This is a genomic window from Cellulomonas sp. IC4_254 (assembly GCF_011603975.1).
Taxonomy (GTDB): domain Bacteria; phylum Actinomycetota; class Actinomycetes; order Actinomycetales; family Cellulomonadaceae; genus Cellulomonas.
The window spans coordinates 1-24,345 of record NZ_JAANNB010000017.1 but is presented as its reverse complement, the minus strand read 5'-3'; the positions used below and the strand labels follow the sequence as shown (position 1 = coordinate 24,345).

The following is a 24,345-nucleotide window of genomic DNA, read 5'->3' as shown; positions in this document are numbered from 1 at the left end:
CAGGGTAGGCCGATCCCGGGGACGGTCCGACCCGGGCCCGGCGGAGCGCGGCCGGATGTGACGACCTCGTGGGGGTTCCCGCGATCACCCGGCCCGGGGCGGGGTCGGTGTGCGCGCGCTGGTTAGGGTGGAGCATGGCTCGCGCGCTGTTCTTCCTCGTGATCATCGGCCTGGCGGTGTACGCCCTCGCCGACATCGCCACGAGCGACGAGCGCGCCCGCCGCGGGCTGCCGAAGGGCGCGTGGTTCCTCATCGCGCTGGTCCCGATCGCGGGCCCGCTGGCGTGGATCCTCAGCAGCCGGGCGCAGGCCGCCACCGGCGGGGCCGGCTCGGCGCAGGGCCGCCACCCCGGTCCCGGCGTCCCGGGCGGCTCGGGCCCCCGTCGTCCGGGCCCGGTCGCCCCCGACGACGACCCCGAGTTCCTGTGGCGCCTCGACCAGGAGCGCCGCCGCCGTGAGCGGGAGAACGGCGCCGGCGACGGCTCGAACGGCGACGTCCCCGACGAGGGCGCCCGCGGCTGACGGCCTCGGGTCGGCCCGCCCGACCGCCAGGCCGCCACGCCGGCCGACCGGCCGACCGGCCGACCGGCCGACGCGGAACCGTCACGTCTGACGCGCCCGCTCGTCCCCCACCGATCGTCGCGCCGCGCACCGATCGTCCGGGTGGGCGCGCGACTTCCGGGTGGGGATCAGGGCAGGCCTCACACCGGGCACGCGGGACGGGCCACTCGTGGCGACACCGGCCGCGCGACTCGTGGCGACACCGGCCGCGCGCCTCGCAGCGGCGCCGGCGGGGTCAGATGCCGGAGTACGAGTGCTTGCCGGTGACGAACAGGTTCACGACGGTGAAGTTCGCCAGCACCACGGCGTAGCCGACGTAGACGAAGTACGCCGCCTTCCGGCCGGCCCAGCCGCGGGTCGTGCGGGCGTGCAGGTACGCGGCGTACACGACCCAGGCGACGAAGGTGCCGACCTCCTTGGGGTCCCAGCCCCAGTACCGGCCCCAGGCGTGCTCGGCCCAGATGGCGCCGCCGATGAGCGTGAACGTCCACAGCACGAAGCCGATGGCGTTGAGCCGGAAGGACAGCGCCTCCAGGCGGCGGGCGGACGGCACGGTGCGCAGCCAGGACCAGGCGGGCCCGGTGACCCGCCAGCGGGCCAGCGAGCGGCGCAGGCCGTCGGCGGAGCGCCACGGGTGGTCGAGGTGCGAGCGGCCGGTCTCGCGGCCGTCCTGCAGGACCTGGAGCACGGAGGTGGCGAACGCGACGGTGAAGATGCCGGTGGCGGCGATGGCGACGCCCACATGGATGATCAGCCAGTAGCTCTGCAGCGCGGGCTGCACGGCGTCGGCCTGGACGTAGAAGACCAGCAGCCCGAGAGCCAGGGCGAGCACGCCGATGCCCATGACGACCACGCCGAGGAACGGGACGACCCGCTTCCGCTGCACGACGGCCAGCACGACGGCGGCGACGAACGTGCCGACGAGCGTGAACTCGTACATGTTCGCGGTGGGCCAGCGGCCGGCCGCGACGCCGCGCAGCACGATGCCGACGCCCAGCAGCAGGATGCCGAGGTAGGTGGTGGTGCGCGCGATGCCGGTGGTGGCCGACGGCGCGGTCATGGGGCGCTCGGGCTCGGCGTCGTCGATGCGGCCGGACCGCGGGGCGGCGTCGTCGACCGCGTCGGCCGGGACCACCAGGCCGGAGGGGCCGCCGGCGCCGACGGTCTCGCGCGCCGCGGCGCGGGCCTGCTTGGCGGCGGCGACCTTGGCCGCGCGCTCGGCGCGGTGCTCGGCCGAGGAGGCCTCGGCCAGCCGGGCCAGGGCGGACGTGTAGGCGATCAGGGCGATCGTGAACGCGGTCGCCGCCCCCCACACGAGGAGGGTGCTGATGTCGCCGATTGCCATGTCGTCTACCTTCCGGTCCGGCCGGTGGGCCCGTCGACGTCCGCTCCGCGGAGCCGGTCCATCGCCCGGTCGAGCTCCGCCTGCAGGCCCACGTCGTCGCCGCGCGCCAGCGCGGCGGCGGTGACCACTGTACGGCCTGACCCGGGACCTTCGTCCCCCGGGCGCAGGCGCAGCCACACCCGCCGGCGCGGCACGAACAGCGACGTCGCCAGGCCCGCGAACGCCAGCAGCGCGAACGTCAGCACCCACGCCAGCGACGGGTCGTGCCGCAGGTCCAGGGCGACGAACCGCGGCAGCGCGTCGAAGGTCAGCGTGCCGAGCCCGTCCGGCAGGTCCACGGTCTCGCCGGGGCGCAGGTAGAGCGTGACGGGCAGCCCGTCGTCGTCGACCGCCTGGGTGAGGCCGGTCTCGTCGAGCTGGTAGACGTTCTGCGGGATGCCGTCGTCCAGGCCGAGGTCGCCGGTCCACACCGCGAGGGCGAGCAGCGGGTCGGTGGGCTGCGGGTCCACGGACCGGTAGATGCCGTCGGCGACCTGCTGGGCGGTCGGCAGCAGCACGCCCTGCAGGCCGATCTGCGGGCCGGAGGTGACGTCGGGCACCTTGATGACGCCCTGCGAGGTGTAGACGGTGTCCTGCGGCAGGAACGGCACCGCACCCGAGTACGTCACGGTGCCCTCGGGGTCGCGGACGGTGACCTGGGGGGCGTAGCCGTTGCCCTGCAGGTAGACCTTGGCGCCGGCGACGTCGAGCGGGTGGTTGACCTTGATCCGCTCCTGGACGCCCTCGGACCCCGGCTCGGTGATCGTCACGTGCGCGGTGAAGTCGCGGGACTGCAGGGTGTCGGGGTCGAAGGACGAGTCGAAGGAGTCGAGCCGCATCGAGAACGGCTCCAGCGACGACGCGCTGAACCCGGAGCCGGCCTCGAAGGTGTCGTAGTCGCTCTGGGTGTTCGCGAACGCGCGGCCCTCGACGATGATCGCCTGGCCGCGGTAGTGCAGCAGCTGGCCGGTCGCGACGGACACGAGCAGGCCGACGAGCGCCAGGTGGAACACGAGGTTGCCGGTCTCGCGCAGGTAGCCGCGCTCGGCGGCGACGCTCCGGACGCCGCCGCCCTCGTCGCGGACGTCGACCCGGAACCGGCGCCACCAGCGCGGCCCGCCCAGGGCGGCGGCGGCGCGCTCGGCGACCTCCTCGGGGGTGCCGTCGAGCTCGGCGGACGCCTGGGCCGGGAACCGGTCGAACCGGCGCGGGGCGCGCGGCGGGCGCCCGCGCATGGCTCGCAGGTGGGTGCGGCTGCGCGGCAGGATGCAGCCCACGAGCGACACGAACAGCAGCAGGTAGATCGCCGAGAACCAGACGGACGAGTACACGCCGAAGAACCCGAGCCGGTCGAGCAGCGGCCCGAGGTCGGGGTGGTCGGACAGGTACGTGGCGACCTTGTCGGGGTCCTGCGCGCGCTGCGGGAACACCGTGCCGGGGACGGCCGCGACGGCGAGCAGCATGAGCAGCAGCAGGGCGACGCGCATGGAGGTGAGCTGCCGCCACGCCCAGCGCAGCCAGCCGACGACGCCGAGCGACGGCAGCTGGGGTGCGCCGCCGGCGCTCCCGGGGGTGCCGGAGCCGCCTGCGGGGGGCTGCTGCCCGGCGCTGAACGCGTCCTCGAGCCCCTCGGGGGTGTACCCGCGGGGCGAGGGCTCGGTGGTCTGGGGGTCGCGCGTCATCTCACACCGCCGGGACGAAGGGCTCGGCGCCGGTGAGCAGGCCCTGGAGCCAGCCCGCCCACGCGGACCAGAGGCCGGTGACCAGCGCGACACCGAGCAGGAGCAGGAGGCCGCCGCCGACGCGCATGACCGCGAGCCGGTGCGCCGCGAGCCAGTCGAGGGCCCGCCGGCTGCGCTGGAGACCGAGGGCGACGAGCACGAACGGCAGGCCGAGGCCGACGCAGAACGCGAGGGCGAGCAGCGCGCCGCGGCCAGCCGAGCCGCCGTCGAGGGACAGCAGGAGGATCGCCGCGAGGGTCGGGCCGATGCACGGCGTCCAGCCGATGCCGAAGGTCACGCCGAGCACGGGCGCGCCCCAGAGGCCGGCACGCGGCGCGAGGACCCGCCGGTTGTCCCGCTCGAGGAACGGGACGAGCCCGAGGAACGCGAGGCCCATGACGATCACGCCGAGGCCGAGCACGCGCGACACGGGGTCCTGCCAGCGCAGCAGGAAGGACCCGAGCGACCCGGCGAGGGAGCCGTACGCCAGGAACACCGCGGTGAACCCGGCGACGAACAGCAGGACGCCGAGCACGAGCCGCCCGCGGGACGGCGCCGCGGGGGCCGGGGCGCCCTGGGCGTCGTCCGCCGCGGCGGGCCGGGTCAGCGCGGGCTGGGCGGGGAGCGCGCCGGCGAGGTCGAGCGTCGTCCCGCCCGTCGCGGCGGCCCGCACCCGCGGCGCGCGGGCGTTCCCCGGCGCGGTGGCGGCGGACATGCCGCCGAGGTAGCCGACGTAGGCGGGGACGAGCGGCAGCACGCACGGCGACGCGAACGACACCAGCCCGGCGAGCAGCGCCACCGGGACGGCCGCGAGCAGCGAGCCCGACGCGGCCGCGTGAGCGAACGAGTCCCCGACGTCGGCGAGCATCACGCGGAGCCCCCGCCGTCCTCGGCGAGCACCTCGTCGATCAGCGCGCGCAGCGTGGAGCCCTCGGCGAGCCCGACGATCCGCGCGGCGACCTTGCCGTCCCGGTCGAGCACGACCGTCGTCGGGGTCGCCTGGATCGGCACGATGCCCTGCAGCGCGGCGATGGCCTGCTTGTCGCGGTCGTCGATGCTCGGGTACGGCACGTCGAAGGTCGTCTGGAACGGCTCGGCCGCCCCGGCGTCGTCGACGCCGTTGATGCCGAGCAGGTGCACGCCGGCGTCCGCGTACTCGTTCGCGATGTCGACGAGGTCCGGCGCCTCCTCCCGGCACGGCGGGCACGCCGCGTACCAGGTGTTCAGCACGACGACGTCGCCGCGCCAGTCGGCGATGTCGACGGCGTCCCCGGCGTAGTCGGAGCCGGCCACCTCGACCGGGCCCTGCCGGTCCGCGACCGCCCACTGCGTGAACGAGCCGTCACCGGACACGTAGCCCTGGTCGGCGACGTCGGTGTCCGAGCCGGAGCCGCCGCCGGAGGAGCACGCGGCGAGCGCGAGCGCGGCGCCGAGCGCGACGGCGGCCGCCGCGGCGCGCCGGGCCCGCGACCGGGCGCCGCCCCGGGTGGTCACGCGCCCGCCACGGCCGAGGCGCCGGGCAGCAGGTCGGCCGCGGGCTCGGTGTAGCCGATGCGCACCAGGCGGTCGTCCTCGTAGGTCAGGGAGGTCAGCGACGCGAGCGAGCACTGCCGGCGGCGCGGGTCGTGCCACAGCCGGCGGTCCTCCAGCGCGAGCCGGGTGACCCAGATGGGCAGCTGGTGGCTGACCAGCACGGCCTCGTGCCCGCGGGCGGCCTCGCGCGCGGCGTCGACGACCGCGAGCATCCGCCCGGCCTGCTGCCGGTACGGCTCGCCCCAGGACGGCCGGAACGGGTTCACCAGCAGCGGCCAGTGCCGCGGGTGCCGCAGCGAGCCGTCGCCGACGCCGAACGTCAGGCCCTGGAACCGGTTCTCGGCCTCGAGCAGCCGCTCGTCGGTGGTGACGGGCAGGTCCAGTGCCGCGGCGATCGGGGCGACGGTCTCCTGCGCGCGCGTCAGCGGCGACGCGAACAGCGCGGTGACGTCGCGGCGCGGCCCGTCGAGGCGTCCGGCGAGGTGCGCGGCGACGCGTTCGGCCATCTCCCGGCCCCGCTCGGACAGGTGGTACCCGTCGAGCCGTCCGTAGAGCACGCCCTCGGGGTTGTGCACCTCGCCGTGCCGCATGAGGTGGATGGTGGTGGCGACCATGGGGTCAGTCTCGCAAACCCGGCTGGGTGGTCGGACCGCGCGGGGGCGCGGGGCGGGTCCGGATCAGCCCCCGGCGGCCGCCGCGTCGGCCTCGACCTGGGCGCAGCCGGCCTGCAGCGCGGCGCCGACGGCGGCCATAGCGTCGCCCAGGGCCTGCATCTGGACCGGCGAGAGCACGTCGACGAGGTGCGCGCGCACGGACTCGACGTGCGCGGGCGCGGCGTCGACCAGGCGACGCCAGCCGGTCTCCGTCATGGTGCAGTTCACACCGCGGGCGTCCTCGAGGCAGGGCGCGCGCTCGACCAGGCCGGCGGCCTCCATGCGGCGGACGGTGTGCGTGAGGCGGCTGCGGGAGTGCGCGAGCTCCCCGGCGAGCTCCGACATCCGGAGCGTGCGCTGCGGGGCCTCGGACAGCCGGACCAGCACCTCGTACTCGCCGAGGGACAGCCCGGAGTCCTGCTCGAGCTCGTGGGCGAGCACGTCGAGCAGCCGGGCCGTGCCGTCGCGGTAGGCGCGCCAGGCGCGCTGCTCGTCCGCCGTGAGCCAGCGGACGTCGTCGTGCGACCGCGGTGCATCCGCCCTGGTCGTGCCGGTGGTCGTGGTGCTCATCGCCGTCCTCCTCCCGCGCCCCTGCGTGACGTCGCCGCCCGATCGTCCCACAGCCCTTGCGCAGCGAGCCCCACTGTAGTAGAAATCTCAACTAACCGCAGTTGATGCTTCAACCAATACTTCGCAGGAGGCACCCATGTCGACCACGACGCTCCCCACCGCCCTCACCGCCGGCACCTGGGCGATCGACCCCTCGCACACCGAGGCGTCCTTCACCGTCCGCCACGCGGGCATCTCCAAGGTCCGCGGCACCGTCGCGGTGACCTCCGGCACCATCACCGTCGCCGAGGACCTCACGCTCTCCGGCGTGACCGCCTCGCTCGACCCGTCGACCATCGCCACCGGCGACGCGAACCGCGACGGCCACCTCAAGGGCTCGACCGACTTCTTCGACCTGGAGAAGTTCGGCGAGTGGACCTTCGCCTCGACCTCGGTCGCCGCGGACGGCGAGGACTACGTCGTGACCGGCGAGCTCACCATCAACGGCGTGACCAAGACGGTCGAGCTCGCCACCGAGTTCGGCGGCGCGGCCACCGACCCGTTCGGCAACCAGCGCGCGGGCTTCTCCGCCTCGGTGACCATCTCCCGCAAGGAGTTCGGCATCACCTGGAACGCGGCCCTCGAGGCCGGCGGCGTCCTGGTGTCCGACAAGGTCGTCATCAACCTCGAGGTCTCGGCCATCAAGCAGGCCTGAGCCTCCGCACGACCCCGCCGCCCCCGGCGCGCGCCTGCCGCGCACGCCGGGGGCGGCGCACGTGAGGGCCCGGTCGACCGCGCACCCCCTGCCGCGGTCGACCGGGCCCTCTCGTGCGTCCGGGGCCAGCCGCCGCGGGGCGGGTCAGTCGGCGGCGGGGACCGGCTCGGGCTGCGGCTCGGGCTCCGGGGTCCGCGCCGGGGTCGGCTCGGCCGCCGCCCCCGAGCGCTGGCGCGCGTGGAAGCCCAGGATCTGCAGCTCGGACCCGAGGTCGACCTCGCGGACGTCCACACCGTCGGGCACCCGGACCGTGCGGGGCGCGAAGTTCAGCACCCCGGTCACGCCCGCCGCGACGAGCCGGTCGGTGGTGGGCTGCGCGGCGGACGCCGGCGTCGCGACGATCGCCACGCTGGCCTCCTGCTGCTCGACCACGCGCTCGAGGCCGTCGACGTGCTGCACGACGTGCCCGCCGACCTCGGTGCCGACCAGGGCGGGGTCGGTGTCGAACAGGCCCACGAGCACGAACCCGCGGTCCGCGAACCCCGAGTAGGTGGCGAGGGCGTGCCCGAGGTTGCCGATGCCGACGATGACGACCCGGCGCTCCTCGGTCATGCCGAGGGCCTGGGCGATCTGCCGCCGCAGGTGGTCCACCTCGTACCCGACGCCGCGCCGGCCGCCCGCGCCCAGGTACGACAGGTCCTTGCGCAGCTGCGCGGGGGACGCGCCGACGAGCTCGGCGAGCTGGTCGGACGACGTGGTGGTCACGCCCTCCGAGGCGAGACCGCCGAGGGAGCGCAGGTATCCCGGCAGGCGGGCGACGGTGGTCGGCGGCAGGGCTCGCACGGCGACAGCCTAGGCCTGCGGGGCCCCCCTCAGGGCGTCGACGAGCCGGTAGGGGTCGATCTGCCAGTAGCCGACGCGCACGCCGTCCACCTCCACGACGGGGAGCAGCTCGCCGTACGCCGCCGCGAGCGACCGCCCGTCGCGCGCCGTGCCGTCGGCGTCGACGTCCACCTCGACCCAGCGCTCGCCGTGCTCGGCGGCGACGGACGCGACCAGGTCGCGCGCGGCGTCGCACAGGTGGCAGCCCGCGCGGGAGTAGAGGACGACGCGGGGCGGGGTCTCGGCTGGCGGGGTCGGCACGGCACGAGCGTAGGTCGATGACTACAGTGGCGGCGTGCCCGAGCCCACCGAGCCCCCGACCGGCGCGCCCGTGCCCACGGCGCCGACGGGGCGCGTGGCCGCGTTCTTCGACGTGGACAACACGATCATCCGCGGCGCGAGCTCGTTCCACCTCGCGGTCGGCCTGTACCGCCGGGACTTCTTCAAGCGCTCGGACATCGTCCGGTTCGCGGTGCACCAGATCCGCTACCTGACGTTCGGCGAGAACCGGCAGCAGATCGACGAGGTCCGCCAGCGCGCGCTCGAGATCATGCACGGGCGCTCGGTCGCCGAGGTCGTCGCGATCGCCGAGGACATCTACGACGAGGTCCTGTCCCTGCGGATCTTCCCCGGCACGCAGCGCCTGCTCGACCAGCACCTGCGCGCCGGGCACGAGGTCTGGCTGGTGACGGCCACGCCGGTCGAGATCGCCGACATCATCGCCCGGCGGCTCGGCGCCACCGGCGCCCTCGGCACGATCGCCGAGCACAAGGACGGCTTCTACACGGGCCGCCTGGTCGGGGACCTGCTGCACGGCCGCGCGAAGGCCGAGGCGGTCCGGGCGCTGGCCGAGCGCGAGGGCCTGGACCTGGAGCGGTCGTTCGCCTACGGCGACTCCACCAACGACGTGCCGATCCTGTCCGAGGTCGGCTTCCCGTGCGCGATCAACCCGGACGGCCGGCTCCGCAAGCACGCCGCCGAGGTCGGCTGGCCGATGCGCGAGTTCCGCGGCCGCCGCAACGCCACCCGGCGCGGGGTGGACGCGGCCACCGTCGCCGGCTCGGTGTGGGTGCTCGGGCTGGTCGTGCGGACGGCACGGCGAGCGATCCGGGCCCGCTGGGGCGGCCGGTGACCGCCGCCGACGCCCCCACCGCTCCGGTGGTCCGCCCGGCCCGCGCCGACGAGGCCGGCCCGCTGGCCGACCTGGCCGCCGCCACGTTCCCGCTGGCGTGCCCGCCGTCGTCGACCCCCGAGGACCACGCCGCGTTCATCGCCGCGCACCTCACGCCGGAGCACTTCACCGCCTACCTCGCCGACCCGACGCGCGACCTGCTCGTGGCCGACGCCGACGGCGAGCTGGTCGGCTACACGATGCTGGTCGCCGGCGAGCCGTACGCCGCCGAGGTGGCCGCCGTCGTCCCGCTGCGCCCGACCGTCGAGCTCAGCAAGTGCTACGTGCTGCCCGGCCGGCACGGCGGCGGCGTGGCCGGCGCCCTGATGGCCGCCAGCCTGGACGCCGCGCGCGCCCGGGACGCCGCCGGGGTGTGGCTCGGCGTCAACGGCGAGAACCTGCGCGCGCAGGCGTTCTACCGGCGGTCCGGCTTCGAGGTCGTCGGCGAGCGCACGTTCCAGGTCGGCGACCAGCGGCACCACGACCTGGTCCTGCACCAGGCGCTCTGACGGCGCCCGGGTGTCCGCGCCGGCCCCCGCCGCCGCGACCAGGAGCCGCGGCGGCGGAGACGGCGGGCGTCGCCCTCAGGCGCCGAGCCGGACCACGTTCCACGACACCGGCGGCACCTGGACGGTGAGCCGACCGCCGTCGACGGTCGCGGTGTCGTTGTCCCGCGGCAGCACCGCGGTGTCGTCGTCGGCGGTGGCGACCCAGGTGTGGTCCGGGTTCGACAGGCTGGTGGCGCCGAGCACCCGGAGCCCGGGGATCGAGCGGGTGTCGACCTCGAGCGTCACCGTCTCCGTGGTCGAGCGGTTGACCGCGAACAGCGCGACGGCACCGGACTCGGGGTCGCGGGTCGCCACGGCGTCGACCAGCGGGGCGTCGCCGAACTTGGCGGTCTCGTAGGTCGGCGCGTCGATCGCGACCTGGAGGACCTCGCCGACGGCGTACCGCGACGCCTGCGCGAACGGGTGGAACGTCGTCTGCCGCCAGATGCGGCCGCCGGGCTCGGTCATGATCGGCGCGATCACGTTGACCAGCTGGGCGAGCGACGCCGAGTGCACGCGGTCGGTGTGCCGGAGCAGCGAGATGAGCAGGTTGCCCACCACGACGGCGTCGGCGACGTTGTACTTGTCCTCCAGCAGCACGGGTGCGACCGGCCAGTCGTCGCCCGACGGCGGCACCGACTCGGCGCGCTGCTGGTACCAGACGTTCCACTCGTCGAACGAGATGTGGATCCGCTTGGCGACCTTCTTGTGCGCCCGCACGCCGTCGGCGATCGCAGTGACCGAGTCGATGAAGTGGTCCATGTCGACGGCCGACGCCAGGAACGACCCGAGGTCGCCGTCCTCCTCGGCGTAGTACGCGTGCGCCGAGATCATGTCGACGTGCTCGTAGGTCTCGGAGAGCACGGTCTGCTCCCACTGCCCGAACGTCGGCATCGGCACGCCGGAGGAGCCGCAGGCGACGAGCTCCAGGTCGGGCTGGATCATCCGCATGGCGCGGGCGGTCTCGGCGGCGAGCCGGCCGTACTCGTGCGCGGTCTTGTGCCCGATCTGCCAGGGGCCGTCCATCTCGTTGCCGAGGCACCAGAGCCTGATGTCGTACGGCTCGGCGGCGCCGTTGGCGCGCCGCTGGTCGGACAGCGCGGTGCCGCCCTTGACGTTGCAGTACTCCAGCAGGTCCAGGGCCTCCTGGACCCCGCGGGTGCCGAGGTTGACGGCCATCATCGCCTCGGTGCCGGACGCCTGGGTCCAGCGCATGAACTCGTCGACGCCGACGAGGTTCGGCTCGGTGGAGTGCCAGGCCAGGTCGAGCCGGCGGGGCCGCTGGTCGCGCGGGCCGACGCCGTCCTCCCACCGGTAGCCGGACACGAAGTTGCCGCCCGGGTAGCGGACGGTCGAGACGCCGAGCTCCCGGGTCAGGTCGATGACGTCGCCGCGGAACCCGTCGGCGTCGGCGCTCGGGTGCTCCGGGTCGTGGATGCCGCTGTAGACGCAGCGGCCGAGGTGCTCCACGAAGGCACCGAACGTGCGGCGGCGGACCGGCCCGACGCGGAACGCCGGGTCGAGGGTGAGGGTGACCGTGGTCATGGCGTGCGCAGCTCCTTCGCTGACGTCCTCCATCGTTGTACGGCGATCGTGCCCGCCGACGCCGGAGCGCGTCAACCGCCGCGCCGCGCCCGCCGTACCGGGTCCGACGCCGTCGACGGGCGGGCCGTCGCGCCGTCGGCGAGCATGGGGCGTGGCCTCCGACCTGCACGCCAGCACCCCCGCGAGCCCCGCCGCGCCCGGCGCGCGCCCGACCCGCGGGCGGTGGCTGGTGGCCACCACCGAGTACGCCGGGCTCACCCCGTACACCGGCGGCATCGGCCGGCACTACGCCTCGCTGCTGCCCGCGCTCGTGCGCCGGGGTGCGGCGGTCGACCTGCTGGTGCTCGCCGACGGCCCCCTGCTGCCCGACGCCGACCTGGGCGGGGTCCGGCTCGTCGGGCACGTCCGCCCGCCGCGCCCGCGGGTGCCCGCCCTGCTCGCCCGCGCCGCCGCCGTGCGCCGGGCGTACCGCGAGGGTGCCTACGACCGGGTGTTCCTGCCGGAGTGGGCCGCGCTCGGGGTCGGGCTGCCGGCCGGCGCGCCGCTGCTGACCAACCTGGCGACCAGCACCCGCCTGGCCAACGAGGTCGCCGGCTTCACGCCCCGGTCGTTCGGGCTGCGCGGCGGCGCGGTGGTCGCGGCGCAGAGCCGGCTCGAGGACCGGCAGGTGCGGCGCTCGGCCGGGCTGGTGCCGATCTCCCGGGCCATGCAGCGCTGGACCGAGGCGGCGTTCCGGGGCCTGCCGCCCGCGCGGGTGGTCCGCAACTGCATCGACGTCGCGCACGTGCGGCACGCGGCCGGGTCGGCGGGGCTGCCGGCCGGCTGGCCTGACGACGGGGCGCCGGTGGTGCTGTTCCTCGGCCGGCTGGAGCGGCGCAAGGGCGTCACCGACGCGTTCGCGGCGTTCGCCGAGGTCGCCCGCCGGCACCCGACGGCGCGCCTGGTGCTCGCCGGGGCGAGCGGGGACCGGCGGTTCGAGCCCGACCGGCCGGCGCTGCTCGCCGCGCTGCCCCCGGAGGCCCGGGACCGGGTCACCTGGCTCGGGCACGTGGACGACGACACCCTGTACCGGGCGATCCGCGAGGCCGCGGTCACCACCTGCCCGTCCCGGTGGGAGGGGTTCGGCAACGCCGCGCTGGAGGCCAAGGCGGTCGGCGGCGCCGTCGTGGTCACGACCGGCAGCGGCTACGACGACTTCTGCACCGACGGCGAGGACAGCCTCATGGTGCCGCCGGCCGACCCGCCCGCGCTGGCGGAGGCGGTGCTGCGCCTGCTCACCGACCCGGTGCTGGCGGCCACGCTCGGGGCGCGCGCCGCGGCGGGCGCCGACCGGTGGACGGCCGACCCCGTCGCCGCCGACCTGCTCGACGCCGCGGACGCCCTCCTCGGCCCCCCGCGCGGCTGACGCCGCCTGGCGAGGGTCGACGAGACACGTCGAGTGCCTATCCGCGGGATAGGCACTCGACGTGTCTCATGGGCACTCGTGAGCCGGAGGGCGGTCGCGAGCCGGCGGCCGGGCGCGAGCCGACGGGCGGGCGGGTAGAGGCGCGGGTCAGGCGCGGTGCCAGGTGGTGCCGTCCCAGCGGACCGCGCCCGCCTCGGCGAACGCCCGCAGCCAGCCCTCCATCGGCCACCGTCCCCACCGGCGCGCGAACCGGGCGCCGTTGCGCAGCACGTCGTCGAGGTGCTGCCACGGGGGGCTGCTCGTGGGGTGGTGCTGGTGGTACGCGTGCGCCCCGCCGACCCAGGCCAGCGGCACCCCGGCCGCGCGCAGGGCGTAGCCGAAGTCGGTGTCCTCGCCGCCGTAGCCCTGGTAGCCCTCGTCGAACCGGGGTCCGTCGGCCCAGCGCGCCGCGGTGAGCGCGAACGACAGCGACCAGAACAGGTCGTACTCGTCGTCGGCGGCGACCAGCACCTCGCCCGAGGCCGGTGCCGGCCGTGCCGGGTGCGGGTCGGTGGCGGCCGCGAGCGCCGCGGGGTCGTCGACGACCGCGCCGGGCGGCAGGTAGGTGACCGGCCCGCAGAGCACGGCGTCGGGGTGCGCGGCGGCCGCGGCGGCGTACCGGTCGAGCAGGTCGGCCCCGGGCACGCAGTCGGCGTCGAGCAGCACCAGCAGGTCGGCCCCGAGGGCGACGGCGCGATCCGCGCCCGCGTTCCGCGCCGCGGCCAGCCGCAGGCCGTCCGGCCCGGGCGGCACCCGGAGCACCGCGTCGGCGTCGAGGGCCGGCGGCTCGTCGTCGCCGACCCACACCACGACGACGAGCACCCCGGGGTGGCGGCGGACCGCGGCGAGCTGGCGGCGCAGGTGGTCGACCCGCGGCGCCGAGCACAGCGTCACGACCGCCGGGCGGCCGGTCACCACGCACCCCGGCCCCGGGCCACGTCGGCGATCGCCTCGGCGGCGCGCGCGGCGGCGCCCGCCGTCTCCCACACCGACCAGTCCGGGTCGAGCGCCTCGGCGCGGGCCAGCACCTCGGGCCAGCGCCCGGGCTCCGGCCACGCGGGCTCGACGACCGCGAGCCCGGCCCGGCCGAGGGCGCGGGCGGTGACGGCCTGCTCGTCGAACGGCCGGTCCTGCGGGACGACCACGGCCCGCGCGCCGGCGACCGCGAGGTCCGCCACGGAGTTCTGGCCGGCGAACGACACGACGGTGCCCGCGGCGGCGAGCTCGCGCCACGGGTCGTCCGACCAGGTCCCGCCGGCGCCGAGGGACGTCCACCGGTGCCCGGGCGTGGCGCGCGCGGCGGCGTCGACGTGCTCGGCGGTCACGCCCGAGCCGCCCCGGCCGCCGAGCACGAGCACGCCCTCGCGGTCCCCGTCGGCGACCTCGCGCCCGTCGAACCGGCTGATCCCGCCGGTGAACACGACGCGGTCCCGGACCGGCTCCAGGTGCGGGGCGGGCACGACGTCGGCGGGCCACGGCGCCAGCACCCGGGCGGCGGCGCGCAGGCCGAGGGCGTGCGGCTCGTCGTCCCGCACCCCGGGCTGGGCGACCAGCACCGGCGGGACGCCGAGCAGCCGCGCGAGGACGGTGACCTCGACGGACACGTCCACCACGACGGCCGCCGCGCCGCGCGCGTCGAGCTCCCGGGCGATCCGCGTGAACCGGCCGCGGTGGCCGGGGTGCAGCAGCGGCGCCCAGTGCAGCAGGCCGCCGGCGGCGGGGTCGGCCTCGGCGGGGCGCCGCCCGGTGCGGGGGTCGGGCTCGTCGTCGCGGTCGAGCCGCACCCAGTCGACGTGCGGGGGCAGGTCCGGCGGCGCGGGCAGCGAGCTCAGCGCGACGACGTCCGCGTCCAGGTGCGGGGCGACGGCGCGCAGCCGGCCGAGGTGCCCCGACCCGTGGTGGTGCACGTACCAGGCCACGGTCGGGCGGCTCACGCGATCAGCTCCGCGCCGGCGTCGCGCTGGGCGACCAGCGAGCGGAACACCCGCTCGAGGGCGTCGACCCGGGTGTCCAGGCCGTAGTGCCGGCGCGCCGACGCGCGCACCCGGACCCGGAAGCCCGGCTCCGCCGCCCCGCGGGTGGCCAGCCGCTCCGCGGCCTCCGCGAGCGCCGCCACGTCCCCGCGCGGCACGGCCGACATGCCGGTCGCCGTGCGCGCGATCTCCCGGATGCCGCCGGCGCCGAACGCCGCGACGGGGGTGCCGCACATCAGCGCCTCCGGGCCGACGAGGCCGAACGGCTCCTCCCAGGCGGGCGTCCCCAGGGCGCACGCGCTGCGGCCGATGAGGCGCGCGAGGGCCGGCTGGTCGAGCAGGCCGACGTACCGGACGCCGTCCCCGACGTGCGGCAGCACGTGCTGCTCGGCGTACTCCCGGTCGCCGACGCGGCCCGCGATCGTCAGCTCGCGCCCCAGCATCCGGGCCGCCTCGATCGCCAGGTGCGGCGCCTTCTCCGGGACCAGCCGCCCGGACCAGACCAGGCCGTCGCCGCCGGGCCCGAACGGCCAGTCCGCCGCGTCGATCCCGTTGGGCAGCACGGTCGCGTCGACGACCGGGGCCCACTCGCGCCGGGTGTGCGCGCTGACCGCGAGGAACCGGGTGCCCCGGGCGTGCGCGGCGGCGTCGACCAGCTCGGGCTCCAGCGGCGTGTGCAGGGTCGAGACCATCGGCACGCCGAGGCCGGCGGCCCGCCGCAGCGGCAGACCGTGCAGGCAGTGGTTGGAGATGACGTCGTACCGCGCGGGGTCGCGGGCGATCACGTCGAGCGCGCGGTCGAGCGCCGGCACGGACCGCTCGAGGTAGGCGTCGGGGTAGTGCGAGTCCGTGGCGCGGGCGCCCTCGGGCCAGTCGAGGGTCGGCAGCGCGAACTCGGCCGGGCCGCCGTCCAGGAAGTCGGAGCCGCGCACCGCGATCAGCGACACCTCGTGCCCGCGGGCGCGCAGCGTGCGGACCTCGTTCCAGACGGCCGACTCCAGACCGCCGGCGTGCGGCTGCCGGATCGGGAAGCGGAGGGGCGCGACGACGACCACGCGCAGGGGCGGACGGGTCACCGGGCCTCCCCGGCGAGCAGCGAGCGGTACAGCGCGGCGTGCCGCTCGGCGGCGACGTGGTCCTCGGCGAGCCGGCGGTCGCGGCGGTCGCGGACCAGCGCCGCGCGCGCCGGGGTCCCGGGGCGGGTCGCCGCCGGCGACCGCAGCAGGTCGCGCAGCGCCCCCGCGAGGCCCGCGCCGTCCCCGACGGGCCCGGACGTCGCGACCGAGCCGTCGGGGTGCTGCTGGTCGTAGTAGCCCACGGCCGGCGCGGCGACGGGGACGCCCAGGTCCCAGCACAGCTCGAGCCAGCCGGAGTGCGTGCCGTGCGCGTAGGGCAGCACGCACGCGTCGAGCCCGGCGAGCGCGGCGGCGAGGGCGGCGTCGTCCAGCCGGTCGTGCTCGACGAGCCGGACCACCGCCGGGTCCGCCGCGGCGCACAGGGCGCGGACCTCGGCGCGCGCCGCCTCGTCCCGGACGTGCCGGTGCAGCCGCACCTCCGCGCGGACCGGCAGGCCGGACGCACGCAGGTCCGCGACGGCGGCGAGCAGGGCCCGGGCGGCGGACGGGGCGTCGACGTTCGGGCGGAGGTCCTTGAGGTGCAGGCCGACGACGCGCTCGTCACCGGGGGCGGGGGCCACCGCGTCGGCGGCGGGCGGCAGGTCGCCGAGCAGCCGCGGGTGCGGCACCACCAGGGCGTCCCGGCTCCAGCGCGCCCGGATCTCCGCCGCCGCGCCGGGGGTCAGCGTGACCAGGGCGTCGGCACCGGGCACCAGGACGTCGAGCTGCGCGCGGTACCCCGCCTGGTCGGTCAGCTGCGGGTGCTCGAGGTCGTGCACGGTGAGGACCACCGGCCAGCCGGCCTCGTGCGCCGCGGCCAGGGTGCGGGCGAGGTGCTCGGGGGCGAACGACTCGGTGCCGAAATGCACGTGCAGCAGGTCGGCCTCGGCGGCGTGCGCGCGGACCCACGCGGGGTCGAGCACGACGGGCGGCCACCACCGCCCCGGCTCCGCGCCCGGCGGGGTCGGGTCGGGCAGCACCTGGAGCCCGTCCGCCGCGGTGACGCGCGCGACGTAGGGGTGGCCGGCGGGCACGGCCGCGACCCGGACCGTGCGGCTCGTGGACCGTGACGCGGCGGCGGCGGTCGGTGCCAGGAGCTGCGACATGCGGTCCTCTCGTCGTCACGGGCGCGCCGCCCGGTCCCCGAGCAGCGCTGCGTCGCGGTGGTGCCCAGAGTGTCGCGCGGTTGCCGCCTTCCCGCGACTCGACCACGATTGCCGCGATGACCAGGTCCGACACCCCCGCGCTCCTCCTCACCGGCCCGCCGCGGCACGGGGTCGTCCGGTACGCCGGGGACCTCGCGGCGCACGTCCGCGACCTGGACGCGGGCGCCCGGGTGCTGCGCGTCGACGACCCCGCCGACCTGCCGGCCGTGGCGGAGGGGCTGGACCGCGCGCACCTGCACGTCACCGACCGCCTGCTCGGGTCCTCCCCCGACGCCGCCGCCGACCTGGTGGAACGGCTCGCGGCGGCCTGCCGCCTGACGGTCACGCTGCACGACGTCCCGCAGGAGTCGGACGGCCCGCGGAACCTGCCCCGGCGCACGGCCGCGTACGCGCGGGTCGCCGCGGCGGCGGCCGGGGTCGCGGTGAACAGCCGGCACGAGGCGTTGCTGCTGGCGGAGCACGGCGTGCTGGCGGCCGGCCACGCGCGGGTGGTGCCGCTGGGGTCGGCCGTCACGGACCCGGACGCCGAGGCCGCCGCTGCGGCCGCCCCCGACCCCGCCGGGGCGCCGCTGGTCGCCCTCGTCGCCGGCTTCCTCTACCCCGGCAAGGGCCACGACGACGTCGTCCGGGCTGTCGCCGACGCGGCCGACCTGCTCCGCGCCGCCGGCACCCCGCCCGGCGAGGTCGCGGTCGTGGCGGTCGGCGGGCCGTCGCCCGGTCACGAGGACGAGGTCGACCGGCTGCGCGCCGAGGCCGGGTCCCGCGGCGTGGCGCTGCGGGTGACGGGCGGCCTGGCCGACGACGCGTTCCACGCGGCGCTGCGCGGGCCCGGGGTCCCGGTCGCGGCGCACCGGCACCTGTCGGCGTCGCGCACGCTGCTCGACTGGGGCGAGGCGGGTCGCCGGCCGCTGGTCGTCGACTCCCGGTACGCCCGCGAGATGGCCGCGCTGCGCCCGGGCACGCTGACGCTCTACCCGCCCGCGGACCTGCCCGCGCACCTCGCCCGGGTCTGGGCCGACCCCGGGGCGACGCAGCTCCCTGCGGGGACGTCCCTCGCGCCGACGCTGGCGGACGCCGCCGCGGCCTACCTCGCGTGGTGGGCCGAGGACGCCGGCGCGACCGACGGGGCCGCCGCGTGACCCCGCCGCCCGACGCCCCGCACCCGCCCGGCGCGCCGCACCCGGCGGGGCGGCCGCTGCCCGGCAACCGGTGGGACCTGCTCGACGGCGTGGTCCCCGAGGTGCCGCCGGTGGTCTCGGTCGTCGTCGTGCACTACGACCAGCAGGCCGAGCTCGACCGGACGCTGGCGGCCCTCGCCCGGCAGGACCACCCGGCCGACCGGACCGAGGTCGTCGTGGTGGACGACGGCTCGCCCGTGCCGCCGCGGGTGCCCTGCGGCGTCCGGCTGCTGCGGCAGGAGGACCGGGGCTTCCGGGTCGCCGCCGCGCGCAACGCCGGGGCCGCCGCCGCGACCGGGGACGTGCTCGTGTTCCTCGACGCGGACACCGCTCCGGAGCCCGGGTACCTGCGGGCGATCGCGCGGCTGCCCGCGCTGGCGCCGGACTGCGTCGCCGTCGGCCGTCGGCGGCACGCCGACCTCGCCGGGGCGCCCGCGGACGCGCCGGTCGAGCGGCTCGGCCCGGAGCGGGAGCTGCCGGAGCCCGCCTGGCTCGCCGACGCCTACCGGCGCAGCCGGGACCTGCTGGACGCCGACGACCGGTCGTACCGGTACGTGATCGGCGCCGTCGCGGCGTGCAGCCGGACGCTGTTCGCCGCCGTCGGCGGGTTCGACGAGGGGTTCTCGGCCTACGGCGGCGAGGACTGGGAGTGGGCCTACCGCGCCTGGCTGGCCGGTGCGGTGCTCGCGCACGTCCCGGACGCGGTCGCCTGGCACGACGGGCCGGACTGGTCCGGCCGCGACGAGGCGTCCCGGGCGGCGAAGAACGCCGAGGCGCTGCGGCTCGCGGACCTGGTGCCCGTGCCCGGGTCCCGGCCGCGCGGGCTGCCGTCCGGCCGGGTCGACGTGCTGGTGCACCCGCCGGACGAGGTGTCGGCGGCGCAGCGGTTCGTGTCCGTCGACTCGGTGCTGGCGGCGCTGCCGGGCGCCGAGCCGGCGCCGGGCGAGCCCGCGGGCCCGGGCGGCGGCGACCGGTACGACCGCGTCCGCCTGGACGTCGTCCTGGACCGCCCACTGCGCGCGACCACGCCGGACGCCCTCACCGCCGCCGTCGAGCGGGTCGCCGCGGACGGGCTGGGCGAGCTCGCCCTGCTCGGGCCGGACGGCGCGCCGCTGCTCCGGGTGGTGTCCCGCCGGGCCCGGGCCCGCGAGCGCCGGTGGGGCCGCGACGACCTGTTCCCGCGCGCGACGACCCCGGCCGACGGCCTCGACCCGCTTACCGAGGAGCCGGACCTGGAGGCCTACCTCGGCGGCTGGTGACCCGCCCGGCCGCGGTGGGCAGGAGTGGAGCGTTCTGCCGAACACGCCGGGGCGTGTCGGGCAGAACGCTCCACCCGGACGTCGTCAGCCCGCGGCGTCCACCGCCGCGGCCGTGCGGGCCGCCCGTGCCGCCGCCACGACCTCGCCGCGCTCCGTGGTCGGGAACCGGGCCAGCACCGCGGCGAGCGTCCCGGCGTCCTCGTTCGCACCGAAGGCCTCGGCGTGCGGCTGCAGCGCCACGCTGTCCGCGAGCGAGCCCGCGGGCACCGGGTCGAAGCCGAGCGCGTCCACGAACACCGCCACCTCGGCCGCGGCCGCGGGGTCGTCCGCCGCGACCGCGATCGCCCGCCGGCCCGGCGTCCCCGCGGGGAGCGGCCCCTCGTCGAGGTCGTGGTACCCCATGTGGTTGAACGCCTTGACCAGCCGCGCTCCCGGCAGGGCCTCGGCCACCAGGACGCTCGTCGCCACCGCGGGGTCGGCGAGGTCGGGGCGCTCGCCGTCGGTCTCCCACCAGTAGTTCATGGCGTCGACCACCAGCCGGCCGGCCAGCACGTCCCCGACCCGCTCGGCCACCTCGCCGAGCCGGCCGAGCGGCAGCGCGAGCACCACGAGGTCCGCCCGCGCCGCCTCCGCCGCGTCCACGGCCCGGGCGCCGGGCACCAGGACCTCGACGATCAGCCGGATCCGCTCCGGGTCACCGGAGCCGGCGACCGCCACGTCATACCCGGCGGCGACCGCGAGGCGCGCGAGCACGGTGCCGACCTTGCCGGCCCCGAGGATGCCGACCGTCCCCCGGCTCGTCACGCGACGTCCCCCGCCAGCAGGTCGCGCACCATCGGGGCGACCCGGCTGCCGAACAGCTCGACCGCGCGCAGCCGGTCGCTCACCTTCAGCGGCCCGCCGGTGTAGACCAGGTCGAACCGGCTGACGTCCAGGCCGCGCACGGTGCGGGCGATCTTGCGCGCGACCGTCTCCGGCGAGCCGACGTACAACGAGCCGTGCTGGACCTCCGCGTCGAACTCCGCGCGGCGCAGCGGCGGCCAGCCGCGGTCCGCGCCGATCGCGTCGCGCATCTGCTTGTACGGGCCGTAGTACGCCTCGAGCGCGGCCTCGTCGGTCTCGGCGACCAGGCCGTGCGAGTGCACCCCGACCCGGCCCTCGGGAGTGCCGAGCTGGGCGGTCGCCCGCCGGTACAGGTCGACGTACGGGCGGAACCGGTCCGGCTCGCCGCCGATGATCGCGAGCATGAGCGGCAGCCCGTAGTGCGCGGCGCGGACCACGGACTGCGGCGAGCCGCCGACGCCGACCCAGGTCTCCAGGGCGCCGGCGGTCTTCGGGTAGACGTCGGCGTCCGTCAGCGGGGCGCGGGTGCTGCCCGACCAGGTGACCGGCTGCTCGCGGAGCAGCTGGGAGAACAGCTCGATCTTCTCCTCGAACAGGACCTCGTAGTCCTGCAGGTCGAACCCGAACAGCGGGAACGACTCGGTGAACGACCCGCGGCCCAGCATCACCTGCGCGCGGCCGCCGGACAGCGCGTCGAGGGTCGCGAACCGCTGGAAGACGCGCACCGGGTCGTCGGAGCTGAGCACGGTGACGCCGGACGCGAGCCGGATCCGCTCGGTGCGGGTGGCGATGCCCGCGAGCACGGTCTCGGGCGAGGACAGCGCGAAGTCCGGGCGGTGGTGCTCGCCGAGCGCGATGACGTCCAGGCCGACCTGGTCGGCGAGCACGGCCTCGTCCACCACGCGGCGGATCGCCTCGGGGTGCGTGAGCAGGCGCCCGGTGGCGTCGTCGGTCGGCAGGTCGCCGAAGGTGTCCAGGCCGAGCTGCAGGGCGGTCATGACGGGGTCCTCCCGGGTCGTCGTCGGCACCCATCGTGCGCGGCTTCCGTTGAACAATCAACTACCCGTCGGGATTCCGGCCCGGCGCCGGGGGCGCGCGAGCGCCCGACCCCTCAGGCGACGACCGTGCGCGCGGGCACCGCGGCCCGCACCGCGGCGCCCACCGTCGACTCCCGCGCGACCACCTCGAAGTCCGTGATGACCTCGACGTGCTCCGGCGGCGCCGTCCCGGCGACCCGGGCGAGCAGCAGGTCGACGGCGGTCTGCGCGATCTGCTCCCGCCCCGGGGCGACCGACGACAGCGGCGGGGACGCGTACGCCGCGTCCTCGATGTCGTCGAAGCCGATGACCGCGACCTCCTCCGGCACCGCGACGCCGCGGTCGTGCAGCACGTGCAGCGCGCCGATCGCGAGGGCGTCGTTGAGGCCGAACACGGCGTCGATCTCGGTGCCGGCGTCGAGCATCCGCGCCATCGCCGCGGCGCCGGTCGACCGGTGCCACCGGCCCGCCTCGCCGATCAGCGCCGGGTCGAGCGGCAGGCCGGCCTCCGCGAGCGCCTGCTCGTACCCGCGCTGGCGCAGGGCGGCGCTGCCGACGGTCTCGCCCGCGTGCGACCCGAGCAGCGCGATCCGGCGCCGGCCGGTCTCGACGAGGTGCCGGGTCGCGGCGCGGGCGGCCTCGACGTTGCTCATGGTCACGTGGTCGGCCGGGCCGCCGAAGATCCGCTCGCCGAGCAGCACCATCGGGAAGTCGACCGCGAACGCCGCGCGGTCCTCGGTGCCCAGCGCGAGCGGGGAGAAGATCAGCCCGTCGGTCAGGTGCCGGCGCTGGCCGTGCAGCACCTCGAGCTCGCGCTCGCGGCTGGCGTTCGTCTGCTCGATGAGGACGATCACGCCGCGGCGCTCGGCGGCCCGGATGACGGAGTCCGCGAGCTCGGCGAAGTACGGCAGGCTCAGCTCGGGCACCGCCAGCCCGATCATCCCGGTCCGGCCCTGGCGCAGGTTCCGGGCCGAGAGGTTCACCCGGTAGCCGAGCTGCTCGATGGCGGCCTCGACGCGCTCCTTGGTGCCCGGGCGGATGTACGGGTACCCGTTGATGACGTTCGAGACCGTCTTGATGGACACCCCGGCCAGCGCCGCGACGTCCTGCATGGTCACGCCCGCCTGGCGCCGCTTGGCGGTCACCGGCCCACCTCCTCGGTCACGTCGCGCACGGTCGACCCCTCGGACGGCGCCGCGCCGCGCCCCAGCGTAGGGGCGCGGCGCGGCTCGCGGGTCATGCGTCCGGGGTGGACCCGGGCGTCACCGGCCGCCCAGGCCGGTGGTGGCGACCGCCTTGACGATCTGCCGCTGGAACAGCATGAACAGCAGGATCAGCGGCAGGGCGGCGATCACGGCCGAGGCCATGGTCTGCGCGTAGATCGTGCCGTAGGCGTTCTTCACCGTGGACAGGCCGACCGGGAGGGTCATCAGGTCGGGGTTGTTGGTGACGATGAACGGCCACAGGAAGTTGTTCCACGCGCCGATGAACACGAAGATCGCGACCGCCGACACGATGGGCCGGGAGATCGGCAGCACGATGGACCAGAACGTCCGCCAGTGCCCCGCCCCGTCGACCCGTGCGGCGTCCTCGATCTCCTGCGGCACCTCCGCGAAGAACTTGCTGAAGATGTAGACCATCACCGGCGCCACCAGCTGGGGCAGGATCACGCCCTGGTAGGTGTCGACGAAGCCCAGGGCCTCCATCTGCCGGAACAGCGGCACGATGAGGATCTGGCCGGGGACCGCGATCAGCGCGATGGTGCCGGCGAACAGCAGGTTCTTGCCGCGGAACCGGGTGCGGGCGAACCCGTAGCCGGCGAGCGCGCACGCCGCGACGGTGAGGACCGTGACCGACCCGGCGACGAGCAGGGTGTTCGCCATCCAGCGCGGCACCTCGCCGCGCGCGAACACCGTGCGGTAGTTCTCCAGCGTGAACCCGCCGTCGGGGAACCACTGCAGCGGCACCGACTGGGCCTGCGCCTCGGTCTTGAACGAGGTGTCCACGGCCCAGAGCAGCGGCAGCAGCCAGGACAGGGCGAGCAGCACGAGCAGGACCACCGACAGCACGGTGGCGACCCTGCTGCGGCCGAGCACCAGGCTGCGGGTGCGGCGGTTCTCCTCCCGGCGCTCCGCGTAGGCGCGGCGGAACCCGCCCGTCGCGGGGGCGGTGAGCGTGTCAACGGCCACGGCGCTGCTCCTTCCGGCGAGCGGTGGTCAGCACCTGGAACCCGACGGCGACCACGATGATGAGCGCGAAGTAGATGTAGGACATCGCCGAGGCGTAGCCCATCCGGTACCCGGTGAACCCGGTGTCGTAGATGTACTGCAGGATCGGCCGGGTCACGCCGTCCGGCCCGCTGCCGCCGTTGAAGGCGATGAACATCTGGTCGAACACCTTCAGCGACGCCAGGACCTGCAGGACGGTGATCAGCACGGTCGTGGACCGGAGCTGGGGCAGCGTGATCGACCACAGCCGGCGCCAGGCGCCCGCGCCGTCGAGGGCCGCGGCCTCGTACATCTGGTCCGGGATGGCCTGCAGCGCCGACAGGTACAGCAGGAAGTTGAAGCCGACGGTCCACCAGAGCGTCAGCAGGGCCATCGACCACATGGCGACGCTCGGGTCGGTCAGCCAGCCGACCTTGTCCAGCCCGAGCCGGTCGAGCCAGTAGTTGAAGAAGCCGATCTCGGGCTGGTACAGCCACACCCAGATCTGCACGACGACCGCGACGGGCAGCATGTACGGCGCGAAGAACGCCAGCCGCCAGACCCACTGGCCCGGGAGCCCGGTGTAGACCAGCAGCGCCATGGCCAGCGCGATCACCACCAGGGGGATCGTGCTCATCAGCGTGAACGCCACGGTGTTGCCCAGGGTGGACCACATGACGGGGTCGCCGAACGCCTCGGCGTAGTTGTCGAGCCCGACCCAGCCGCCGTTGCCCATCAGCGACTGCTCGGTGAAGCTCAGACCCAGGCCCCACAGGGTCGGGACCACCAGGAACAGCACGGCGATCACGACGAACGGGATGACGAACGGCCAGCCGCTGCCCTCGCGGCGGCCGCGGCTGCG

At 76.4% G+C, this 24,345-nt stretch carries 25 protein-coding genes; 7 read left to right on the top strand and 18 right to left on the bottom strand.

All coding sequences use genetic code 11. From position 1 onward, the window contains the following. Positions 1-134: 134 nt before the first annotated feature. A complete protein-coding gene (locus G6556_RS03360) occupies positions 135-521 on the top strand; it encodes a PLDc N-terminal domain-containing protein (protein ID WP_166938602.1) in 387 nt (128 codons plus the stop codon). Positions 522-795: 274 nt separating this feature from the next. Here the strand turns inward: G6556_RS03360 and ccsB are convergent, their stop codons facing one another. The 6 genes from ccsB to G6556_RS03330 form a co-directional block, all read right to left on the bottom strand. After that, positions 796-1,905: a c-type cytochrome biogenesis protein CcsB gene (gene ccsB, locus G6556_RS03355; RefSeq protein WP_166938601.1), complete on the bottom strand. Its 1,110-nt coding sequence runs from the start codon at positions 1,903-1,905 to the stop codon at positions 796-798. A 5-nt stretch (positions 1,906-1,910) separates the two neighbouring features. Beyond that, a complete protein-coding gene (locus tag G6556_RS03350) occupies positions 1,911-3,626 on the bottom strand; it encodes a cytochrome c biogenesis protein ResB (RefSeq protein ID WP_166938599.1) in 1,716 nt (571 codons plus the stop codon). Between the two features lies 1 nt (position 3,627). After that, the gene (locus G6556_RS03345) at positions 3,628-4,533 is read right to left on the bottom strand and encodes a cytochrome c biogenesis protein CcdA (protein WP_166938597.1); all 906 of its coding nucleotides are present in this window, start codon (positions 4,531-4,533) and stop codon (positions 3,628-3,630) included. Then, positions 4,533-5,159: a TlpA disulfide reductase family protein gene (locus G6556_RS03340; protein ID WP_166938596.1), complete on the bottom strand. Its 627-nt coding sequence runs from the start codon at positions 5,157-5,159 to the stop codon at positions 4,533-4,535. The genes G6556_RS03345 and G6556_RS03340 overlap by 1 nt, the downstream gene beginning before the upstream one ends. Continuing rightward, positions 5,156-5,812 (bottom strand): histidine phosphatase family protein, encoded by a 657-nt coding sequence (locus tag G6556_RS03335; RefSeq protein WP_166938594.1) that lies wholly within the window; start codon positions 5,810-5,812, stop codon positions 5,156-5,158. Before G6556_RS03335 ends, G6556_RS03340 begins: the two co-directional genes overlap by 4 nt. A 63-nt stretch (positions 5,813-5,875) precedes the next feature. After that, a complete protein-coding gene (locus G6556_RS03330) occupies positions 5,876-6,421 on the bottom strand; it encodes a MarR family winged helix-turn-helix transcriptional regulator (protein ID WP_166938592.1) in 546 nt (181 codons plus the stop codon). 136 nt (positions 6,422-6,557) lie between these two features. Between G6556_RS03330 and G6556_RS03325 the strand changes: the two genes are divergently transcribed. Then, positions 6,558-7,115 carry a YceI family protein gene (locus G6556_RS03325; RefSeq protein WP_147795374.1) on the top strand — a complete coding sequence of 186 codons (558 nt, stop codon included), beginning with the start codon at positions 6,558-6,560 and terminating at the stop codon, positions 7,113-7,115. Between the two features lie 144 nt (positions 7,116-7,259). Here G6556_RS03325 and G6556_RS03320 read toward each other — a convergent pair whose 3' ends face one another. Then, entirely contained in the window at positions 7,260-7,958 is a 699-nt protein-coding gene (locus tag G6556_RS03320; RefSeq protein ID WP_166938591.1) for a redox-sensing transcriptional repressor Rex, read from the bottom strand. Positions 7,959-7,967: 9 nt separating this feature from the next. Beyond that, positions 7,968-8,258, bottom strand: a complete 291-nt coding sequence (locus G6556_RS03315; protein WP_166938589.1) for a glutaredoxin family protein — start codon at positions 8,256-8,258, stop codon at positions 7,968-7,970. A 34-nt stretch (positions 8,259-8,292) separates the two neighbouring features. Here G6556_RS03315 and G6556_RS03310 point away from each other — a divergent pair, with 34 nt between their 5' ends. Beyond that, positions 8,293-9,129, top strand: a complete 837-nt coding sequence (locus G6556_RS03310; RefSeq protein WP_346774697.1) for an HAD-IB family hydrolase — start codon at positions 8,293-8,295, stop codon at positions 9,127-9,129. Continuing rightward, complete coding sequence (locus G6556_RS03305; protein WP_346774696.1) at positions 9,126-9,677, top strand: GNAT family N-acetyltransferase; 552 nt, start codon at positions 9,126-9,128, stop codon at positions 9,675-9,677. Before G6556_RS03310 ends, G6556_RS03305 begins: the two co-directional genes overlap by 4 nt. A gap of 75 nt (positions 9,678-9,752) precedes the next feature. Here G6556_RS03305 and G6556_RS03300 read toward each other — a convergent pair whose 3' ends face one another. Then, entirely contained in the window at positions 9,753-11,261 is a 1,509-nt protein-coding gene (locus G6556_RS03300) for an alpha-N-arabinofuranosidase (RefSeq protein WP_166938587.1), read from the bottom strand. Between the two features lie 151 nt (positions 11,262-11,412). On the opposite strand from G6556_RS03300, the gene G6556_RS03295 reads away from it, so the two are divergent. Then, the gene (locus tag G6556_RS03295) at positions 11,413-12,666 is read left to right on the top strand and encodes a glycosyltransferase family 4 protein (RefSeq protein ID WP_166938586.1); all 1,254 of its coding nucleotides are present in this window, start codon (positions 11,413-11,415) and stop codon (positions 12,664-12,666) included. Positions 12,667-12,813: 147 nt separating this feature from the next. Here the strand turns inward: G6556_RS03295 and G6556_RS03290 are convergent, their stop codons facing one another. The 4 genes from G6556_RS03290 to G6556_RS03275 are packed head-to-tail and all read right to left on the bottom strand — an operon-like array spanning position 12,814 to position 16,899. Next, positions 12,814-13,620, bottom strand: a complete 807-nt coding sequence (locus G6556_RS03290) for a glycosyltransferase (protein WP_166938584.1) — start codon at positions 13,618-13,620, stop codon at positions 12,814-12,816. Then, positions 13,617-14,639, bottom strand: coding sequence for a glycosyltransferase (locus G6556_RS03285; protein ID WP_166938582.1), 1,023 nt, complete (start codon positions 14,637-14,639; stop codon positions 13,617-13,619). The genes G6556_RS03290 and G6556_RS03285 overlap by 4 nt, the downstream gene beginning before the upstream one ends. Beyond that, the gene (locus tag G6556_RS03280; protein WP_166938581.1) at positions 14,636-15,754 is read right to left on the bottom strand and encodes a glycosyltransferase; all 1,119 of its coding nucleotides are present in this window, start codon (positions 15,752-15,754) and stop codon (positions 14,636-14,638) included. The genes G6556_RS03285 and G6556_RS03280 overlap by 4 nt, the downstream gene beginning before the upstream one ends. Continuing rightward, entirely contained in the window at positions 15,751-16,899 is a 1,149-nt protein-coding gene (locus G6556_RS03275; protein ID WP_166938579.1) for a glycosyltransferase, read from the bottom strand. The genes G6556_RS03280 and G6556_RS03275 overlap by 4 nt, the downstream gene beginning before the upstream one ends. Before the next feature lie 116 nt (positions 16,900-17,015). On the opposite strand from G6556_RS03275, the gene G6556_RS03270 reads away from it, so the two are divergent. Next, positions 17,016-18,098: a hypothetical protein gene (locus tag G6556_RS03270; protein ID WP_166938577.1), complete on the top strand. Its 1,083-nt coding sequence runs from the start codon at positions 17,016-17,018 to the stop codon at positions 18,096-18,098. After that, positions 18,095-19,396: a glycosyltransferase gene (locus G6556_RS03265; RefSeq protein WP_346774695.1), complete on the top strand. Its 1,302-nt coding sequence runs from the start codon at positions 18,095-18,097 to the stop codon at positions 19,394-19,396. Before G6556_RS03270 ends, G6556_RS03265 begins: the two co-directional genes overlap by 4 nt. 84 nt (positions 19,397-19,480) lie before the next feature. Here G6556_RS03265 and G6556_RS03260 read toward each other — a convergent pair whose 3' ends face one another. From G6556_RS03260 to G6556_RS03240, 5 genes are all read right to left on the bottom strand, one after another. Beyond that, positions 19,481-20,200 (bottom strand): NAD(P)-binding domain-containing protein, encoded by a 720-nt coding sequence (locus tag G6556_RS03260; protein WP_166938576.1) that lies wholly within the window; start codon positions 20,198-20,200, stop codon positions 19,481-19,483. Next, positions 20,197-21,237: an LLM class flavin-dependent oxidoreductase gene (locus G6556_RS03255; RefSeq protein ID WP_166938574.1), complete on the bottom strand. Its 1,041-nt coding sequence runs from the start codon at positions 21,235-21,237 to the stop codon at positions 20,197-20,199. The genes G6556_RS03260 and G6556_RS03255 overlap by 4 nt, the downstream gene beginning before the upstream one ends. Before the next feature lie 113 nt (positions 21,238-21,350). Then, positions 21,351-22,388 (bottom strand): LacI family DNA-binding transcriptional regulator, encoded by a 1,038-nt coding sequence (locus tag G6556_RS03250; RefSeq protein WP_166938618.1) that lies wholly within the window; start codon positions 22,386-22,388, stop codon positions 21,351-21,353. A 150-nt stretch (positions 22,389-22,538) separates the two neighbouring features. Then, entirely contained in the window at positions 22,539-23,465 is a 927-nt protein-coding gene (locus G6556_RS03245; protein ID WP_166938572.1) for a carbohydrate ABC transporter permease, read from the bottom strand. Next, on the bottom strand, positions 23,455-24,345 hold an 891-nt coding region (locus G6556_RS03240), incomplete at its 5' end, for a sugar ABC transporter permease (protein ID WP_205692963.1). The genes G6556_RS03245 and G6556_RS03240, both read right to left, overlap by 11 nt.